The sequence below is a fragment of the Nocardia grenadensis genome (assembly GCF_050942415.1).
GTDB classification, from domain to species: domain Bacteria; phylum Actinomycetota; class Actinomycetes; order Mycobacteriales; family Mycobacteriaceae; genus Nocardia; species Nocardia grenadensis.
In genome coordinates, this window is sequence record NZ_CP192054.1 from 1,058,145 (window position 1) to 1,077,909 (window position 19,765).

A 19,765-nucleotide genomic window follows, 5' to 3' on the forward strand; every position below is an offset into this window, starting at 1 on the left:
GCCGATACGCTCCGGTGCCGAGTCTTGCGAGGCCCTGAGAGGGGCGCGGGCCGTCCCGTCGTTCAGCGTCCGAAGTGCAATGCGCCGAAGGCGCGAGTCTCGGGCGCTGAACGACGGGACCAAGGGGCCCTCGCCCCCGCCCCGCCGAAGGCGGGGCCATACCATTGTGCGCGTGAGTACCGTCTACGACTGCGCCGATCCCGACTCGCGCGCCGCCGGCCTGGCCGCGGCTACCAGTGCTCTGAGATCGGGGCGGTTGGTCGTAGTGCCCACCGATACGGTTTACGGCCTGGCTGCCGACGCGTTCGATTCCGCGGCTGTCGCGTCGTTGCTGGCGGCCAAGGGCCGGGGGCGGGATATGCCGGTGCCGGTGCTGGTGGGTTCATGGAACACGATCGACGGACTGGTGTTCTCGGTACGGCCGCAGGCCCGTGAACTGATCCGGGCGTTCTGGCCCGGTGGTCTGAGTATCGTTGTGCAGCAGGCTCCTTCGCTGTCCTGGGATCTCGGCGAGGCACGTGGCACGGTGATGCTGCGGATGCCGTTGCATCCGGTGGCGCTGGAGTTGTTGCAGGAGGTGGGTCCACTGGCGGTGTCCAGCGCCAATATCTCCGGTAGGCCTCCGGCCGAGAATGTGTCGCAGGCGCGGGAGCAGCTCGGCACCCAGGTGGGGGTGTTCCTGGACGGCGGTCCGGCCCAGCACGCGAAGCCGTCCACCATTGTCGATCTCACCGCCGATCAACCGCGGGTCCTGCGCGCGGGCGCGGTGCCGACCGAGGCGGTCGCCGAGGTGCTGGGAGTCACCGCCGAGTCGTTGATCGGGTCCGTCGCGCGGTGAATGCAGCGGCTTCGATGAGGGTTCGGGCGGTATCCCCGGTCGCGAGGCGGTGGTCGGCGCGATGACCGGTTACGGTGCGGTCGTCCCGCTACGTGAGCTCCTGCTGGTGTTGTTGATCTCGGCGGTGGTGACCTTTCTGGCCACCGGCGGCATCCGGACATTGGCGATCGGGTTCGGCGCGGTGGCTATTCCGCGTGATCGCGATGTGCACGTGAAGCCGATCCCGCGGATGGGCGGGGTGGGTATGTACATCGGTGTGGTGGCGGCCGTTTTGTTCGCTCATCAGTTGCCGGCACTGCGCCGCGGCTTCGATTACCGGCCCGATATCGCCGCCGTGCTCGTCGCGGCGACGATCATCGTCGGTGTCGGGATCGTGGACGACCGCTGGGGTCTGGACGCGCTCACCAAATTCGCCGGTCAGGTCACTGCCGCCGGGGTGATGGCGGTAATGGGCCTGGGCTGGTACCTGATCTACGACCCGTTCAACAACAGCACCGTCGTCCTCGACGGCTTGCAGGGCGGTCTGGTCACCGTCGCGGTCGCGGTGACCCTGATCAATGCCATGAATTTCGTCGACGGCCTGGACGGGCTGGCCGCCGGCCTGGGCTTGATCGCTTCGTTCGCGGTGTTCGCGTTCGCGGTCGGCCTGCTCACCGAACAGGGCGGTTCGGTGGACAGCTATCCACCCGCGCTGCTGGCCGCCGCCATGGCCGGGGCCTGTCTCGGGTTCCTGCCGCACAATTTCTCGCCGGCCCGGATCTTCATGGGTGATTCGGGATCCATGCTGATCGGGTTGGTGCTGGCCGCCGTGTCGACCAGCGCGTCCGGCCGGATCCCGCTGCAGGGTTACGGGCCGCGCGATATCGTCGGCCTGCTCTCGCCGCTGCTGCTGGTCGGTGCGGTGATGTTCATTCCGGTACTGGACCTGCTGCTGGCGATCGTGCGCCGGGTGCGGGCCGGGGTCAGTTTCTCCACGCCCGACAAGATGCATCTGCACCACCGGCTGCTGCAGATCGGGCATTCGCAGCGCCGGGTGGTGCTGGTGATCTATCTGTGGGTCGGCATCCTCGCGTTCGGCGCGGTCGGCACTTCGGTGATGGACCGCCGGGTGGTGGTACTGATGATGGCCGCCGGTCTCCTGTTCGCACTGGTCGTTACCGCTGTCCCGGGGTTGTGGCGGCGGCAGGCGCGCCGGGACGCGGCGGGCTCGGTTTCCGACTCCGGGTAGAGTTCGGGCCGTGTCCACGAGTTCTGCCGGCCCCAGCACCCCCGACAGCGCCGATGCCCCGCTCCGCGCGGCCCTGCGCTACGGACTGATCGGTCTGGTCGTTTTGACGGCGTCGGCGGCGGCGATCGCGACCGCTCTGGCCGGGACCCCCGGACTGTGGGGTGCGTTGCTGGGCGCCGCGATCGGTGGCGGCTTCATCCTGACCACGGCGGTGGTCGTGCTGCTCGGCGCGAAACTACCGCCGTCCACCGCCGGGCTGATAATGCTGGTCAGCTGGGTCGGGAAGCTGCTGGTGGCGCTGATCGTGGTCGCCGTCCTGCAACGGTTCGAGTTCTATGACCGGGTCGCGCTGTTCCTGACCGTCGTGGGGGCCCTGGTCATCGTTCTGGGGGCCGAAACGTACGGTGTATTGCGACAGAAAGTCCCCTATGTAACTGTCCCCGAGCGGGGCGGAAAAGAGGACCCTGACCAGGGCTGACCAGGGTCTACGACAATTTGTCGTAGGTTACATCGCCCCCGCTACACGTTGTCGTAGTTCTCTTGGTAAAGTATTGGTAAGCAAGCGACTAAGCCAGGGGTGCCGACCCGGCCCTACCAGCTACCGCTATGCTACTGCCGTGCCGTGCTCGTAAAGGGTTCGGTTCTGCATGTCGACGATGTCGCCGACACACGTACAGACGCCAGCGCGGATCGCCGCTACAGCTGCTGACGACCTCGAGCCGACCTCAGTCGACCCACATTGATCGTCAATGTCCGATCGAACCGCGGGAGCGAAAACTTCCCGCGGCCCGAACACGGGAGAGAACGCTGAGCGTCACTACCTTGGCCGCGGAGTTTCACGCGCCGTCGCTAACCGACTTCTTCCCTCCGGCGGTGCTGTTCGAAGGGACCCCCTTCGAACTCGATCGGCTGATGCTGGTCCGGCTGTTGATGACCGCCGTCCTGATCGCATTCCTGTTCCTGGCGTTCCGGACCCCGCGAATCGTGCCGAAACGGCTGCAGAACATCGGCGAAATGGGTTTGGTCTTCGTCAAGGAGCAGATCTGTGACGAGATCCTCGGCAAGGAAAACGGCCGCAAGTTCTTCCCGCTGATCGCGACGATCTTCTTCACCGTCCTCTTCCTGAACTTCTCGGGTGTGATCCCCGGTCTGAACATCTCGTCGAACGCGCGTATCGGTATGCCGCTGGTACTGGCCGTGGTCGCGTATATCGCGTTCAACTACGTGGGCATCAAGAAGTACGGCTTCTTCACCTATATGCGCAGCAGCATCGTCGTTCCGAATGTTCCGCCGGCCATGCACGTCCTGCTCATTCCGATCGAGTTCATTTCGACCTTCGTGCTGCGGCCCTTCACGCTGACCGTCCGACTCATGGCCAATATGCTCGCCGGTCACATCATGCTGGTGCTGTTCTTCAGCGCGACCCAGTTCTTCCTCTTCGACGCGGACGCCTGGATGAAGGTGTTCTCGCCCTTCTCGCTGCTGGGCGGGCTCGCATTCACGCTGTTCGAACTGCTGGTCATCTTCCTGCAGGCCTATGTGTTCGCGTTGCTGACCGCCGTGTACATCAGCCTTGCCCAGCACGCCGACGAGCACTGACCGACGACCGGAACAACCGATAAGGACCTGCTGCACCACGCCGTCCGGCGGGTGAGCAACAGAAAGGGAATGGAAGACTCATGAGCCTCTCGTACCTGGCCCAGGAAGCTGCCACCAACGAATCCACGCTGAAGGGCCTCGGCGCTGTCGGCTACGGCCTGGCCGCCATCGGCCCGGGCATCGGCGTCGGTATCGTCGTCGGTAAGGCGATCGAGGGCATTGCCCGTCAGCCCGAACTCTCCGGCACCATCCGGACCAACATGTTCCTCGGCATCGCGTTCACCGAAGCCCTGGCGCTGATCGGTCTCGTCGCCGGCTTCATCTTCTGATTCCGATGAACGAGTTCATTCTGCTCGCAGCGGCTGAGGGAGAGGATGTGAATCCTCTCATCCCCGCGACGTACGACATCGTCTGGTCGGCGGTCTGCGTGGCGATTATCGCCTTCGTGGTCTACAAATACGCCGTTCCGCGCCTGATGAAGGTGCTGGACGAGCGCGCCGACAAGATCGAGGGTGGCATCGATCGGGCCGAGGCCGCGCAGGCCGAAGCGCAGGAGACGCTGCAGCAGTACCAGAAGCAGCTGGCCGACGCCCGCCTGGAAGCCGCGAAGATCCGCGAAGACGCCCGCACCCAGGGCCAGCAGATCCTCGCCCAGATGAAGGCCGACGCCCAGGCCGAGAGCGACCGTATCGTCGCGGCCGGGCACACCCAGCTGGAAGCCCAGCGCCAGCAGATCCTGACCGAGCTGCGGGCCGAGGTCGGCCGCACCGCGGTGGACCTGGCCGAGAAGATCATCGGGCAGTCGGTATCGGACGAGGCCAAACAGGCCGCGACGATCGAGCGATTCCTCGACGAGATCGACCGTTCGGACGCCGGTATCGGGGTCGGAAGGTAACGACGGAGGAGTGAAAACCATGTACGCAGCGAGCCGTGAGGCCAGCTCCCGGTCCAAGGAGGCGCTTCGGGCCGCGCTGACCGGAAGCAACGGTGTTGCGGCCACGACGGGGTCCGAACTGTTCGCCGTTGTCGACGTACTGGACGACCAGCGTCCGCTGCGTGTGGCGCTCGCGGACGTATCGGTGCCCGGTTCGGCCCGCGCCGAACTGACCGAGCGGGTCTTCGGGAGCCAGGTCAGCGCTGCCACTCAGGCGGTGCTGACCACTGCGGTCGCCCAGGACTGGTCGCGTGCCCGGGATCTGGTCGACACCCTGGTGCTGCTGGGTCAGCTGGCATACCTGGAATCGGCCTCCGAACAGGGCCGGCTGACCGCCGTCGAGGACGAACTGTTCCGCTTCGGCCGGATCATCGCCGACAACCCGGAGCTGGAACAGGCCCTGTCCGACCGCACCGCCTCGGCGTCGGCCAAACGAGAGCTGCTCGAGCGGTTGCTGTCCGGCAAGGCCGAGACCATTACCCGGGCTCTCGCCGAGCAGGTGGTGACCAGGCAGCGTGCCGGGATCGGTGTGGCCTTCGACGAACTGTCCGACCTGGCCGCGGCCCGGCGCGAACAGATCGTCGCGCACGTCCGGTCGGCGATCGAGCTGACCGACTCCCAGCGTGAACGGCTGGGCGGCGCCCTGGCACGTATCTACAACAAGGCTGTCACCGTGCATGTCGAGGTCGATCCCGAACTGTTGAGCGGGCTCGTCGTGCGCATCGGCGACGATGTGATCGACGGCAGCGCGATCGGCCGGCTGGACCGGCTGCGTCGCTCGCTGACCTAGCGGCGGGGCGCCGGGCGCAGCCCGACGCGAACCGCTCAACACCCCGACATTCCAGACCAGAGACCGAGAGCAGGAAGAACATGGCGGAGCTGACGATCTCCTCCGACGAGATCCGTAGCGCGATCGAAAGCTACACCCAGAGCTACACCCCGGAAACCTCCATCGAGGAAGTCGGTGTCGTCACCGATACCAGTGACGGCATCGCGCACGTCAGCGGCTTGCCTTCGGCCATGGCCAACGAGCTGCTCGAATTCCCGGGCGGTGTGCTCGGCGTCGCGCTGAACCTCGAGGACCGTGAAATCGGTGCCGTCGTTCTCGGCGAGTTCGCCGAGATCGAAGAGGGCCAGCAGGTGCGGCGCACCGGCGATGTGCTCTCGGTCCCGGTCGGCGACAAGTTCCTCGGCCGCGTCGTGAACCCGCTCGGTCAGCCGATCGACGGTCTGGGCGAGATCGAGGCCGACGATCGTCGCGTCCTCGAACTGCAGGCCGCCACCGTGCTGGAGCGTCAGCCGGTCGAGGAGCCGATGGCGACCGGCATCACCGCGATCGATGCGCTCACCGCGATCGGCCGGGGGCAGCGTCAGCTGGTCATCGGTGACCGCAAGACCGGTAAGACCGCGGTCTGCATCGACACGATCCTGAACCAGAAGGCCAACTGGGAGTCGGGCGATCCGGCCAAGCAGGTGCGCTGCATCTACGTGGCGATCGGCCAGAAGGGCTCTACCATCGCGGGCGTCAAATCCGCTCTCGAGGAGCACGGCGCACTGGAGTACACCACCATCGTCGCCGCCCCGGCCTCCGATTCCGCCGGCTTCAAGTGGCTGGCCCCCTACACCGGTTCGGCCCTCGGCCAGCACTGGATGTACCAGGGCAAGCACGTCCTGATCGTATTCGACGATCTCACCAAGCAGGCCGAGGCCTACCGCGCCATCTCGCTGCTGCTGCGCCGCCCGCCGGGCCGCGAGGCCTACCCGGGTGACGTCTTCTACCTGCACTCGCGTCTGCTGGAGCGTTGCGCCAAACTCTCCGACGAGATGGGCGGCGGTTCGATGACCGGTCTGCCGATCATCGAGACCAAGGCCAACGACATCTCGGCCTTCATCCCGACCAATGTCATCTCCATCACCGACGGTCAGGTCTTCCTGGAGTCCGACCTGTTCAACAAGGGTGTTCGCCCGGCGATCAACGTCGGTACCTCGGTCTCCCGTGTCGGTGGCGCCGCCCAGACCAAGGGTATGAAGAAGGTCGCCGGTTCGCTGCGTCTGGAAATGGCCCAGTACCGCGAGCTGGAGGCGTTCTCCGCCTTCGCCTCCGACCTCGACGCCGCCTCGCTGGCGCAGCTCGAGCGCGGCGCCCGCTGGGTGGAACTGCTCAAGCAGGACCAGTACTCGCCGATCGCGGTCGAGGACCAGATCGTCTCGATCTACCTGGTCGACGCCGGCTACTACGACTCGGTGCCGGTGGCCGATATCCGCCGGTTCAATGTCGAGCTGCTCGAGGATCTGCACGCCAATGCCGCGGATGCCTTCACGAGCATCGCCGGTGGCAAGGTGCTGCAGGACGAGGCGGCCGAGCAGATCAAGGCGGCCACCGACAAGTTCAAACAGGGCTTCCTGGCGTCCGACGGCAGCCGTGTGGTGAACGAGGCCGCCGCCGGCGAACTGGCCCACGAAGAGGTCGAATCGCTGTCGGTCACCCGCAAGCACGTCGAGAAGTAGACCGGGCGAACCATGCGCTGTTTTCCTGTCACGCCGCGAATGAGGGGAGTGTGAACCGATGGCTACCTTGCGCGAGCTGCGCTCCCGTATTCGTGGTATCAACTCGATCAAGAAGATCACCAAGGCCCAGGAACTGATCGCGACCTCCCGGATCACCAAGGCCCAGGCTCGGGTCGCGGCCGCCAAGCCGTACTCCGAGGAGATCACCAAGGTGGTCGCGGAGCTGGCGAGTGCGTCGAAGAACCTGTCGCACCCGCTGCTCACCGAACGCACCGATCCGAAGCGTGCCGCGGTCCTGGTGATCACCAGCGACAGCGGCCAGTGCGGTGGCTACAACTCCAATGTGCTCAAACGCGCCGAGGAGCTGATGACCACCCTGCGTGACGAGGGCAAGGAACCGGTGCTCTACGTCATGGGCAACAAGGGCCTGACGTACTACACCTTCCGTGATCGTCGGCCGGTCGCCTCGTGGACCGGGTTCTCCCAGCAGCCGACCTATCCGGATGCCTCGGCGGCCTGCAACCACCTGGTGGACAGCTTTATGGCCGGGTCCGCGGGCGAGGTACCGGCACCGGACGGTACCGGTACGATCGCGGGCGTGGACGAGCTCCATATCGTCTACACCCGGTTCGTGAGCATGCTGTCGCAGACGCCGGAAGTGCGCCGGATGGCGCCGATCCAGATCTCCTTCGTCGACGAGAGCTTCGATCTGGGCGCGGATATGCTGTCCGATTCGCCCACGGCCGAGGTGAGCGCGCAGTACGAATTCGAGCCCGACGCCGATGTGCTGCTGGCGGCGCTGCTGCCCAAGTACATCAACACGCGGATCTACGCGTCGTTGCTCGACGCAGCGGCATCCGAGCACGCCGCTCGGCGCACCGCAATGAAGGCGGCCACCGATAACGCCAACGAATTGGCGAGTTCCCTGTCTCGCCAGGCCAACTCGTTGCGGCAGGCCAACATCACGCAGGAAATCAGCGAAATCGTCGGCGGCGTGAATGCCCTGGCGGCCAGCTCGGAACGCGACTGAGACGCAGGAAGAGAAACCAGAAATGACCGCAGCTGTTACTCGAGAAGACTCGAGCCGGACCGGCGCCGCCAGTGGCCGTGTGGTCCGCGTCATCGGCCCCGTCGTGGACGTCGAATTCCCGCGGGGCTCCATTCCAGAATTGTTCAACGCCCTCGCCGCCGAGATCACCCTGAAGTCGGTTGCCAAGACGTTGACCCTCGAGGTCGCCCAGCACCTCGGTGACAACATCGTGCGCACCATCTCGATGCAGCCCACCGACGGTCTGGTTCGCGGCGCCGAGGTTCGTGACTCCGGTAAGCCGATCTCGGTGCCGGTCGGCGATGTCGTCAAGGGGCACGTGTTCAACGCGCTCGGCGACTGCCTCGACAGCCCCGGCCTCGGCCGCGACGGTGAACAGTGGGGTATCCACCGCAAACCGCCGAGCTTCGACCAGCTCGAGGGCAAGACCGAAATCCTCGAGACCGGCGTCAAGGTGCTCGACCTGCTGACCCCGTACGTGAAGGGCGGCAAGATCGGCCTGTTCGGTGGTGCCGGTGTCGGCAAGACCGTTCTCATCCAGGAGATGATCACCCGTATCGCGCGGGAGTTCTCCGGTACCTCGGTGTTCGCCGGTGTCGGTGAGCGCACCCGTGAGGGCACCGACCTGCACCTGGAAATGGAAGAGATGGGCGTCCTCCAGGACACCGCCCTCGTCTTCGGCCAGATGGACGAGCCGCCGGGTACCCGTATGCGCGTCGCCCTGTCGGCGCTGACCATGGCGGAGTACTTCCGCGATGTGAAGCACCAGGACGTGCTGCTGTTCATCGACAACATCTTCCGGTTCACCCAGGCCGGCTCCGAGGTCTCGACCCTGCTGGGCCGGATGCCCTCGGCGGTCGGTTACCAGCCGACCCTGGCCGACGAGATGGGTGAACTGCAGGAGCGGATCACCTCGACCCGCGGCCGGTCGATCACCTCGCTGCAGGCCATCTACGTGCCCGCCGACGACTACACCGACCCGGCTCCGGCGACCACCTTCGCCCACCTGGACGCGACCACCGAGCTCTCCCGCCCGATTTCGCAGAAGGGTATCTACCCCGCCGTCGACCCGCTGACCTCGACCTCTCGTATTCTCGAGGCCTCGATCGTCGGCGACCGGCACTTCGCGGTGGCCAACGAGGTGAAGCGGATCCTGCAGAAGTACAAGGAACTGCAGGACATCATCGCCATCCTCGGTATGGACGAGCTCTCCGAGGAGGACAAGGTCCTCGTCGGCCGTGCCCGCCGGCTGGAGAAGTTCCTCGGCCAGAACTTCATCGTGGCCGAGAAGTTCACCGGTCAGCCTGGCTCGGTCGTGCCGCTGGAGCAGACCATCGACGACTTCGACCGGGTCTGCAAGGGCGAATTCGACCACTTCCCGGAGCAGGCGTTCAACAGCTGCGGTGGTCTCGACGATGTCGAGGCGGCCGCGAAGAAGATCGCCGGAAAGTAGTCCTTCATGGCGGATATGTCAGTTGATCTCGTCGCGGTAGAGCGGCGGCTCTGGTCGGGCCGGGCGAGTTTCGTCAGCGCCCAGACCACCGAGGGACAGATCGGCATCATGCCCGGGCACGAGCCGCTGCTCGGCCAGTTGGTCGAGGGCGGCACGGTGACCATCGTGGACACCGAGGGCACCCGGATCGTGGCCGCGGTACACGGCGGTTTCTTCTCGGTCACCGCCGATACGGTGCGGGTCTTGGCGGAGTCCGCCGAGTTCTCCACCGAGGTCGATGTCGCGGCCGCACGCCAGGTGCTGTCCGACGGATCGGCGTCGGCGGAAGCCCAGCTGGCGGCCCAGGCCCGGGTCCGCGCGGTGGAACAGGCCGGCGCGAAGGCCTGATCTCCCACGCGGGAGCACAACAGAATGATCTCGGCTCCGGCCGGCGGCGAATCCTCGTCGCCGGCCGGAGCCGTTTGATCGGGGTCCCGGTTCATACCGGCGTTGCCCGCGGGCGCCTCCGGGATCGATGACGTCGCATTATCCGAGACATCCCCATGCCATTTGTAAACTGGTTCGTGGTTGAATGGCCGCGGGTGCATCTGCCGGTCCGATCCGGAGATCGCCTCGGATGAGCGAGCGAAGGGATGTGCAGCATTGCAGACCGGGATGGTGCTTCTGATCATTCTGGTGCTCGTGCTGGTCGCATTGGCTCTGGTTTCCACTTATCGCCTGGTCATGTTGCGGCGCGGCGGCACCGCGGCCATCCTGCGCGTACTCCCGGCGCGCGGCGGGGAACGCTGGCGCCACGGGGTCATCCGCTACGACGAGGATCACCTCGTCTTCTTCAAACTCACCAGCCTGAAGATCGGCGCCGATTCGGTGATCCGGCGCCGCGGTATCGAGATCGGTGATCGCCGTCGCCCGCAGGGTGACGAGCACGACATCATGACCGAGGAGATCGCGGTGATCGGGGTGTCCGATCGCAACGGCGATTACGAGCTGGCGCTGGACCGCGCGGCGCTGACCGCGTTCCTTTCCTGGGTCGAGTCCCGGCCCTCGGAGCGGGCCCGCCGGCTGCGCGGCCACTGAACTCGGGCGGTCGGCAGATTGCCCGGCCCGGCTCTACACGCGAGCGGACAGTACGGCGCAAATGCGCATCCGCCACAACCCCCTGGCCGGGCCGAGGGACGTTAGGGTGGGTCCTGTGAGCGTGCATCTGACGCGGATCTACACCCGCACCGGCGATGACGGGACCACCGGTCTCAGTGATTTCTCCCGGGTGCCGAAAACCGATCCGCGGCTGATCGCCTACGCGGACTGCGACGAGGCCAATGCCGCCCTCGGGGTCGCGATCGCACTCGGCGGCCCGGACCCGGAACTGACAGCGGTCCTGCGCGCGGTCCAGAACGATCTCTTCGACGCGGGCGCGGATCTGTCCACTCCGGTGGTGGAGAACCCGAAGTATCCGCCGCTGCGCATCACCCCGAGCTATATCGAACGACTGGAACAGTGGTGCGACCGGTTCAATGCCGGGCTGGCTCCGCTCGATTCCTTCATCCTGCCCGGCGGCACGCCGCTCGCCGCGCTGCTGCACACCGCACGCACGGTCGTCCGGCGCGCCGAACGTTCGGCGTGGGCGGCCGTGGAAGCACATCCCGTCGACACCGGTGTGCTGCCGGCCCGATACCTCAACCGGCTGTCGGATCTGCTGTTCATCCTCAGCCGCTACACCAATCCCGACGGTGATGTGCTCTGGCAGCCCGGCGGTGGCCGGGCGGGCGGGGCCGGTGCGGCGGCTCCGGACGAACCCGGCGCGGGTCCCGCGTCCGAAAGCTGACGGATTCCGTCCGAAGGGTGGAAACTGCTCCTGGCGATCGGGTAGCCGAGCCGCCGCGCGCGAGGGCTCGGCGTTGTCTCGACCGGCAGCGCGATGCGATCGTGGGCGCTCTATCCTTGCACTCACTGGTGCGCCGAATACTCGGAGAGGCGGCATGGAACGGTTTTTGGTAACTGGCGGCAACCGGCTGGTCGGTGAGGTCTCGGTGGGAGGCGCCAAGAACAGCGTCCTGAAACTGATGGCCGCTGCGCTGCTCACCGAAGGCAAGACCACCATCACGAACTGTCCGGACATCCTCGACGTGCCCCTGATGGCCGAGGTGCTGCGCGGTCTCGGATGCGACGTCGAGATCTCCGGCGATGTGGTGACGATCGATACCCCGGCCGAACCCAAGTACCACGCGGATTTCCCGGCGGTGACCCAGTTCCGTGCCTCGGTCTGTGTGCTCGGTCCGTTGATGGCCCGCTGTAAACGCGCGGTGGTGGCGCTACCCGGTGGTGACGCCATCGGTTCCCGGCCGCTCGATATGCACCAGGCCGGGCTGCGGTTGCTTGGCGCGACCAGCGAGATCGAGCACGGATGCGTGGTCGCCCGGGCCGACGAGCTGCAGGGCGCGCGTATCCGGCTGGACTTCCCGTCGGTCGGTGCCACCGAGAACATCCTCATGGCCGCGGTGCTCGCGCAGGGGGAGACGGTGATCGACAATGCCGCGCGTGAGCCCGACATCGTCGACCTGTGCACCATGCTCACCCAGATGGGCGCGCGTATCCGCGGTGCGGGTACCTCGGTGCTCACCATCCATGGCGTGAAACGGCTGTCGCCGATCACGCACCGGGTGATCGGCGACAGGATCGTCGCGGCCACGTGGGGTATCGCCGCCGCCATGACAATGGGTGATGTGCGGGTGACCGGGGTCAATCCGCAGCACCTGGCACTGGTCCTGGACAAGCTGCGGTCGGCCGGCGCGCGGATCTCGTTCGAACCCGAGGGTTTCCGGGTCGTGCAGGCCGATCGCCCGCGCGCGGTCAACTTCTCCACCCTGCCGTTCCCTGGCTTCCCCACGGATCTGCAGCCGATGGCCATCGGCCTGGCGGCTATCGCGGACGGCACCTCGATGATCACCGAGAACGTTTTCGAAGCGCGCTTCCGGTTCGTCGAGGAGATGATCCGGCTGGGCGCCGATGCCCGGACCGACGGGCATCACGCGGTGGTCCGCGGTATTCCCCGGCTCTCCAGTGCGCCGGTGTGGTCCTCCGATATCCGCGCGGGGGCCGGGCTGGTCCTCGCGGGCCTCGTCGCCGACGGGGTGACAGAGGTGCACGACGTTTTCCACATCGACCGCGGATATCCGAACTTCGTGGAGAAACTCCAGGCGCTCGGCGCCGGCGTGGAACGGGTGGGAGTGGGAACTTGACCGTTCAAGGCGGCCCCGGTTCGGAAACGGTCTCGGAAACAGTCGCTGAAAAGTCGCTCTGACCAGGCGATTTGACATTGAATTAGATGCCACGTAACTTTATCCAAGTCAGAGCGACACGGACACCGACCCGGGGCCCGGAGCGAAGCGGAAACGCCGAGCCGGAGGGACCAGGGAAACGAGGTAGGACGAGGAGCGCCTGGCGATCACACTAGCTCGACCGGGATGCCGATTTGCAATCGGATAAACGGATGAGCTAAGCTTGAGAAGTTGCCTCACCGATCGAGTGGCTTAAAAGCCACGAGATAGTGTGTGCGTGTGTTCTTTGAGAACTCAATAGTGTGTTGATGAATGTCAGTGCCAAATATTTGATTTGGTTTCGGTTCTTCATACCCCCGTGTGGAGGACTGAACATTTAAGTCAGCTAAATTCCAGCTGGCGATTTATTTTGCTGGGTTTTCGGACTCTGGTTTGTACTTTTGATTGCGCCTTCGGGTGTGATTGTGAGTCTTCAACGGAGAGTTTGATCCTGGCTCAGGACGAACGCTGGCGGCGTGCTTAACACATGCAAGTCGAGCGGTAAGGCCCTTCGGGGTACACGAGCGGCGAACGGGTGAGTAACACGTGGGTGATCTGCCTTGCACTCTGGGATAAGCCTGGGAAACTGGGTCTAATACCGGATATGACCTTCGGTTGCATGACCGGGGGTGGAAAGATTTATCGGTGCAAGATGAGCCCGCGGCCTATCAGCTTGTTGGTGGGGTAATGGCCTACCAAGGCGACGACGGGTAGCCGGCCTGAGAGGGCGACCGGCCACACTGGGACTGAGACACGGCCCAGACTCCTACGGGAGGCAGCAGTGGGGAATATTGCACAATGGGCGGAAGCCTGATGCAGCGACGCCGCGTGAGGGATGACGGCCTTCGGGTTGTAAACCTCTTTCGACTCCGACGAAGCGAGAGTGACGGTAGGAGTATAAGAAGCACCGGCCAACTACGTGCCAGCAGCCGCGGTAATACGTAGGGTGCGAGCGTTGTCCGGAATTACTGGGCGTAAAGAGCTTGTAGGCGGTCTGTCGCGTCATCTGTGAAAACTTGGGGCTCAACCTTAAGCTTGCAGGCGATACGGGCAGACTAGAGTACTTCAGGGGAGACTGGAATTCCTGGTGTAGCGGTGAAATGCGCAGATATCAGGAGGAACACCGGTGGCGAAGGCGGGTCTCTGGGAAGTAACTGACGCTGAGAAGCGAAAGCGTGGGTAGCGAACAGGATTAGATACCCTGGTAGTCCACGCCGTAAACGGTGGGTACTAGGTGTGGGTTTCCTTCCACGGGATCCGTGCCGTAGCTAACGCATTAAGTACCCCGCCTGGGGAGTACGGCCGCAAGGCTAAAACTCAAAGGAATTGACGGGGGCCCGCACAAGCGGCGGAGCATGTGGATTAATTCGATGCAACGCGAAGAACCTTACCTGGGTTTGACATACACCGGAAACCTGCAGAGATGTAGGCCCCCTTGTGGTCGGTGTACAGGTGGTGCATGGCTGTCGTCAGCTCGTGTCGTGAGATGTTGGGTTAAGTCCCGCAACGAGCGCAACCCTTATCTTATGTTGCCAGCGCGTAATGGCGGGGACTCGTGAGAGACTGCCGGGGTCAACTCGGAGGAAGGTGGGGACGACGTCAAGTCATCATGCCCCTTATGTCCAGGGCTTCACACATGCTACAATGGCCGGTACAGAGGGCTGCGATACCGTGAGGTGGAGCGAATCCCTTAAAGCCGGTCTCAGTTCGGATCGGGGTCTGCAACTCGACCCCGTGAAGTTGGAGTCGCTAGTAATCGCAGATCAGCAACGCTGCGGTGAATACGTTCCCGGGCCTTGTACACACCGCCCGTCACGTCATGAAAGTCGGTAACACCCGAAGCCGGTGGCCTAACCCTTGTGGAGGGAGCCGTCGAAGGTGGGATCGGCGATTGGGACGAAGTCGTAACAAGGTAGCCGTACCGGAAGGTGCGGCTGGATCACCTCCTTTCTAAGGAGCATTTCTCCACGGACACCCGAATAGTCGGGATGGTAAACGTCTTGTGGCAGAGGCCATTTCGGAAGCGAATGTTTTCCGATGGTTGCTCATGGGTGGAACGCTGACAATCTCCATCACGTATGGCCGCAGCCGAGTCTGTGGTGCTGGTGGATATATCAACACACTGTTGGGTCCTGAAAGAACAGACGTTCTTTCCAGGCAAAAAATACGATCTGCTCGGATTTTCTGAGATACTGCCGGTTTGGCCGGTGAGTCCTGATGTTCGATTCGAGTGGGTGTGTTGTTTGAGAACTGCACAGTGGACGCGAGCATCTTTGTTTTGTAAGTTTTTAAGAGCGTACGGTGGATGCCTTGGCACCAGGAGCCGATGAAGGACGTAGGAGGCTGCGATAAGCCTCGGGGAGCTGTCAACCGAGCTGTGATCCGAGGGTGTCCGAATGGGGAAACCCAGCACGAGTGATGTCGTGTTACCCGCACCTGAATATATAGGGTGTGTGGAGGGAACGTGGGGAAGTGAAACATCTCAGTACCCACAGGAAGAGAAAACAACATGTGATTCCGTGAGTAGTGGCGAGCGAAAGCGGATGAGGCTAAACCATGCGTGTGTGATAGCCGGCAGGCGTTGCACGTGTGGGGTCGTGGGGCTCACTTTCTTGTCACTGCCGTGGCGAGCAACAGTCAGAAAAGTTCGTGTTAGCTGAATTGGTCTGGGACGGCCAACCGTAGACGGTGAGAGTCCGGTAGGCGAAAACATGTTCTCTGTTGTAGTGGGTGCCCGAGTAGCAGCGGGCCCGTGAAATCTGCTGTGAATCTGCCGGGACCACCCGGTAAGCCTGAATACTCCCTGGTGACCGATAGCGGACTAGTACCGTGAGGGAAAGGTGAAAAGTACCCCGGGAGGGGAGTGAAATAGTACCTGAAACCGTGCGCTTACAATCCGTCAGAGCCTCTGCACAGCTTGCTGTGGGGGGTGATGGCGTGCCTTTTGAAGAATGAGCCTGCGAGTTAGTGGCATGTGGCGAGGTTAACCCGTGTGGGGTAGCCGTAGCGAAAGCGAGTCCGAATAGGGCGTGTGAGTCGCGTGTTCTAGACCCGAAGCGGAGTGATCTACCCATGGCCAGGGTGAAGCGACGGTAAGACGTCGTGGAGGCCCGAACCCACTTAGGTTGAAAACTGAGGGGATGAGCTGTGGGTAGGGGTGAAAGGCCAATCAAACTCCGTGATAGCTGGTTCTCCCCGAAATGCATTTAGGTGCAGCGTCGCGTGTTTCTCACCGGAGGTAGAGCTACTGGATGGTCTAGGGGGCCCACAAGCTTACCGAAATCAGCCAAACTCCGAATGCCGGTGAGTGAGAGCGCGGCAGTGAGACTGCGGGGGATAAGCTTCGTAGTCGAGAGGGAAACAGCCCAGATCGCCGGCTAAGGCCCCTAAGCGTGTACTAAGTGGAAAAGGATGTGGGATTGCGCAGACAGCCAGGAGGTTGGCTTAGAAGCAGCCACCCTTGAAAGAGTGCGTAATAGCTCACTGGTCGAGTGATCCTGCGCCGACAATGTAGCGGGGCTCAAGTACACCGCCGAAGCCGCGGCAGTCGCACAATACATCCACATCGGATTACGGTCTGGTGTGCAGTGGTGTGGCTGGGTAGGGGAGCGTCGTGTAGCCAGGGAAGCAGCGGGGTGACCTAGTTGTGGAGGCTGCGCGAGTGAGAATGCAGGCATGAGTAGCGAAAGACGAGTGAGAAACTCGTCCGCCGAATGACCAAGGGTTCCTGGGCCAGGTTAATCCGCCCAGGGTGAGTCGGGACCTAAGGCGAGGCCGACAGGCGTAGTCGATGGACAACGGGTTGATATTCCCGTACCCGTGTATCCGCGCCCAATGGCGAATCATCTGTGCTAAGTGCCCAAAACCTGATGGACCTCCTTCGGGAGGCCGGATGGGGCTGCGCACGACCCTGGGTGTAGTAGTCAAGCGATGGGGTGACGCAGGAAGGTAGCTGGGCCAGTCAGTGGTTGTACTGGTGTAAGCCTGTAGGGCGTTGTGTAGGCAAATCCGCACAACATACAGCCTGAGAGGTGATGCGTAGCCGATTGAGGCGAATTCAGTGATCCTATGCTGCCGAGAAAAGCCTCTAGTGAGTTGGTACACGGCCCGTACCCCAAACCGACACAGGTGGTCAGGTAGAGAATACTAAGGCGATCGAGAGAACTGTGGTCAAGGAACTCGGCAAAATGCCCCCGTAACTTCGGGAGAAGGGGGGCCCGAGCTGGTGACCGGCTTTACGCCGTGAGCTGGTTTGGGCCGCAGAGACCAGAGAGAAGCGACTGTTTACTAAAAACACAGGTCCGTGCGAAGTCGTAAGACGATGTATACGGACTGACGCCTGCCCGGTGCCGGAAGGTTAAGAGGACCGGTTAGCGCTTCGGCGCGAAGCTGAGAATTTAAGCCCCGGTAAACGGCGGTGGTAACTATAACCATCCTAAGGTAGCGAAATTCCTTGTCGGGTAAGTTCCGACCTGCACGAATGGCGTAACGACTTCTCTGCTGTCTCGACCACAGACTCGGCGAAATTGCATTACGAGTAAAGATGCTCGTTACGCGCGGCAGGACGAAAAGACCCCGGGACCTTCACTATAGCTTGGTATTGGTGTTCGGTACGGTTTGTGTAGGATAGGTGGGAGACTGTGAAACGGGCACGCCAGTGCTCGGTGAGTCGTCGTTGAAATACCACTCTGATCGTATTGGACCTCTAACCTCGGACCATGATCTGGTTCAGGGACAGTGCCTGGTGGGTAGTTTAACTGGGGCGGTTGCCTCCCAAAATGTAACGGAGGCGCCCAAAGGTTCCCTCAGCCTGGTTGGCAATCAGGTGTCGAGTGCAAGTGCACAAGGGAGCTTGACTGTGAGACAGACATGTCGAGCAGGGACGAAAGTCGGGACTAGTGATCCGGCACCGGCAAGTGGAAGCGGTGTCGCTCAACGGATAAAAGGTACCCCGGGGATAACAGGCTGATCTTCCCCAAGAGTCCATATCGACGGGATGGTTTGGCACCTCGATGTCGGCTCGTCGCATCCTGGGGCTGGAGTAGGTCCCAAGGGTTGGGCTGTTCGCCCATTAAAGCGGCACGCGAGCTGGGTTTAGAACGTCGTGAGACAGTTCGGTCTCTATCCGCCGCGCGCGTTGGAAACTTGAGGAAGGCTGTCCCTAGTACGAGAGGACCGGGACGGACGAACCTCTGGTGTGCCAGTTGTCCCGCCAGGGGCACGGCTGGTTGGCTACGTTCGGAAGGGATAACCGCTGAAAGCATCTAAGCGGGAAGCCTGTTCCAAGATGAGGTTTCCCACCACCTAGAGTGGTTAAGGCCCCCTACAGACCATGGGGTTGATAGGCCGGAACTGGAAGCACAGTAATGTGTGGAGGTGACCGGTACTAATAGGCCGAGGGCTTACCAAACGAAGATTGCTACGCGTCCACTGTGCAGTATCTGAAACAACACACAGATACAGAAGACACCACGCAAACCAGGAAACAATACTGGGGAGTGTGGGTGGCTCTCTGTGGATAGTTTCATAGAGTTACGGCGGTTATAGCGGCAGGGAAACGCCCGGTCCCATTCCGAACCCGGAAGCTAAGCCTGCCAGCGCCGATGGTACTGCACTCGACAGGGTGTGGGAGAGTAGGACACCGCCGGAACATATTTCCCTCTAGGGGCCCACAAAGTGGGCCCCTAGAGGTGTTTCAGAGATGACCTTCCGGGACATATGGCCTCTGATTCGGCCCGAAGCGGTGTCGCGATCCGACTCGGCCCCGTGCGAGATTCGTGCGCTGGTGCCGAGAGCGGTGGGCCCACTGCCCGGCGAACGATCCTTGCTCGCCGGCCGGGGCGGAAACACGGCCCCGGACATACCCCTTCGAATGCCGCCTTCTGTAGCTCTAGTGCAGTTCCCGGGCCTTCGGCTTCCACTCCTCTATCAGGGCACGGCGACGTATCTCGAATTCCCGACGGTCTTTCTCCGGCCACGTATCGGTATCCATGTCCAGGCCGCGGGTCGTTACGAACGCCACCCAGCCGATCGGCGGGGCGAGGCTCTGGGCGTCCAGCGCGCAGAAGAGTTCCGGCGGCCCGGCCGCGGCATGAGGCCGGGCCGTCGCGGATGGGTGATGGACAAGGCCTAGACTCTGCCGGATGCGACTCGTGATTGCACGGTGCCAGGTGGACTACGTGGGGCGGTTGACCGCTCACCTGCCGATGGCCCGTCGGCTGCTGATGATCAAGGCGGACGGGTCGGTGCTGGTCCATTCCGACGGGGGTTCGTACAAGCCGTTGAACTGGATGAGCCCGCCCTGCTGGCTGGACGAGCGGCAGCCGGACGCGGCTGCCGCGCAGCTGAAGGCGCTGTGGGTGGTCAGCAACAAGGCGGGGGAAGAACTGCGGATCGGTGTCGAGGAGATCGAGCACGATTCCATCCACGAGCTGGGGGTGGACCCCGGGCTGGTGAAGGACGGGGTGGAAGCGCATCTGCAGGAACTGTTGGCCGAGCATGTGGAAACCCTCGGTGCCGGATACAGCCTTGTCCGGCGGGAATACATGACCGCCATCGGGCCGGTGGATCTGCTCTGCCGTGACGCCGACGGACGCACCGTGGCCGTGGAGATCAAGCGCCGGGGCGAGATCGACGGGGTCGAACAGCTCACCCGGTACCTCGAGTTGCTGAACCGCGACCCGTTGCTGACGCCGGTCGCCGGGGTGTTCGCGGCGCAGCAGATCAAGCCTCAGGCGCGCACGTTGGCCGAGGATCGCGGGATCCGCTGCCTGACCCTGGATTACGACGCCCTACGTGGGACCGAGAGCAACGAATTCCGCCTCTTCTAGACTTGGGGTC

Annotated in this window: 15 protein-coding genes and 3 rRNA genes; all 18 read left to right on the plus strand. The window is 63.3% G+C overall.

The window, feature by feature from the left end; all coding sequences use genetic code 11:
* Positions 1–172: 172 nt before the first annotated feature.
* The gene (locus tag ACQPYS_RS04680; RefSeq protein WP_063035847.1) at positions 173–838 is read left to right on the plus strand and encodes an L-threonylcarbamoyladenylate synthase; all 666 of its coding nucleotides are present in this window, start codon (positions 173–175) and stop codon (positions 836–838) included.
* 61 nt (positions 839–899) lie between these two features.
* On the plus strand, positions 900–2,066 hold the full coding sequence (locus ACQPYS_RS04685) for an MraY family glycosyltransferase (RefSeq protein WP_063035884.1): 1,167 nt from the start codon (positions 900–902) through the stop codon (positions 2,064–2,066).
* Between the two features lie 10 nt (positions 2,067–2,076).
* Positions 2,077–2,544: a hypothetical protein gene (locus ACQPYS_RS04690; protein ID WP_063035848.1), complete on the plus strand. Its 468-nt coding sequence runs from the start codon at positions 2,077–2,079 to the stop codon at positions 2,542–2,544.
* 395 nt (positions 2,545–2,939) lie between these two features.
* The gene (gene atpB / locus ACQPYS_RS04695; protein ID WP_431941040.1) at positions 2,940–3,665 is read left to right on the plus strand and encodes a F0F1 ATP synthase subunit A; all 726 of its coding nucleotides are present in this window, start codon (positions 2,940–2,942) and stop codon (positions 3,663–3,665) included.
* Positions 3,666–3,745: 80 nt separating this feature from the next.
* Positions 3,746–3,994: an ATP synthase F0 subunit C gene (locus ACQPYS_RS04700; protein WP_030522398.1), complete on the plus strand. Its 249-nt coding sequence runs from the start codon at positions 3,746–3,748 to the stop codon at positions 3,992–3,994.
* A 5-nt stretch (positions 3,995–3,999) separates the two neighbouring features.
* Positions 4,000–4,560: a F0F1 ATP synthase subunit B gene (locus ACQPYS_RS04705; protein ID WP_030522397.1), complete on the plus strand. Its 561-nt coding sequence runs from the start codon at positions 4,000–4,002 to the stop codon at positions 4,558–4,560.
* Between the two features lie 19 nt (positions 4,561–4,579).
* The gene (locus ACQPYS_RS04710) at positions 4,580–5,389 is read left to right on the plus strand and encodes a F0F1 ATP synthase subunit delta (RefSeq protein ID WP_431941039.1); all 810 of its coding nucleotides are present in this window, start codon (positions 4,580–4,582) and stop codon (positions 5,387–5,389) included.
* Positions 5,390–5,469: 80 nt separating this feature from the next.
* The gene (atpA, locus tag ACQPYS_RS04715; protein ID WP_063035849.1) at positions 5,470–7,107 is read left to right on the plus strand and encodes a F0F1 ATP synthase subunit alpha; all 1,638 of its coding nucleotides are present in this window, start codon (positions 5,470–5,472) and stop codon (positions 7,105–7,107) included.
* A gap of 58 nt (positions 7,108–7,165) precedes the next feature.
* A complete protein-coding gene (locus ACQPYS_RS04720) occupies positions 7,166–8,137 on the plus strand; it encodes a F0F1 ATP synthase subunit gamma (protein ID WP_431941038.1) in 972 nt (323 codons plus the stop codon).
* Positions 8,138–8,159: 22 nt separating this feature from the next.
* A complete protein-coding gene (gene atpD / locus ACQPYS_RS04725) occupies positions 8,160–9,608 on the plus strand; it encodes a F0F1 ATP synthase subunit beta (protein ID WP_063131414.1) in 1,449 nt (482 codons plus the stop codon).
* Positions 9,609–9,614: 6 nt separating this feature from the next.
* A complete protein-coding gene (locus ACQPYS_RS04730; protein ID WP_433491782.1) occupies positions 9,615–9,995 on the plus strand; it encodes a F0F1 ATP synthase subunit epsilon in 381 nt (126 codons plus the stop codon).
* A 267-nt stretch (positions 9,996–10,262) separates the two neighbouring features.
* Positions 10,263–10,685 carry a DUF2550 domain-containing protein gene (locus ACQPYS_RS04735; RefSeq protein WP_063035853.1) on the plus strand — a complete coding sequence of 141 codons (423 nt, stop codon included), beginning with the start codon at positions 10,263–10,265 and terminating at the stop codon, positions 10,683–10,685.
* Positions 10,686–10,800: 115 nt separating this feature from the next.
* Positions 10,801–11,433, plus strand: a complete 633-nt coding sequence (locus tag ACQPYS_RS04740) for a cob(I)yrinic acid a,c-diamide adenosyltransferase (protein WP_063035854.1) — start codon at positions 10,801–10,803, stop codon at positions 11,431–11,433.
* A gap of 154 nt (positions 11,434–11,587) precedes the next feature.
* Entirely contained in the window at positions 11,588–12,847 is a 1,260-nt protein-coding gene (gene murA / locus ACQPYS_RS04745; RefSeq protein WP_063035855.1) for a UDP-N-acetylglucosamine 1-carboxyvinyltransferase, read from the plus strand.
* 511 nt (positions 12,848–13,358) lie between these two features.
* A 16S ribosomal RNA gene (locus tag ACQPYS_RS04750) occupies positions 13,359–14,875 on the plus strand.
* Positions 14,876–15,203: 328 nt separating this feature from the next.
* Positions 15,204–18,335, plus strand: a 23S ribosomal RNA gene (locus ACQPYS_RS04755).
* A gap of 123 nt (positions 18,336–18,458) precedes the next feature.
* A 5S ribosomal RNA gene (rrf, locus tag ACQPYS_RS04760) occupies positions 18,459–18,575 on the plus strand.
* The 16S, 23S and 5S rRNA genes sit together here, the layout of an rRNA operon.
* 493 nt (positions 18,576–19,068) lie before the next feature.
* On the plus strand, positions 19,069–19,755 hold the full coding sequence (gene nucS / locus ACQPYS_RS04765) for an endonuclease NucS (RefSeq protein ID WP_063041051.1): 687 nt from the start codon (positions 19,069–19,071) through the stop codon (positions 19,753–19,755).
* The last annotated feature ends 10 nt before the right edge of the window (positions 19,756–19,765 follow it).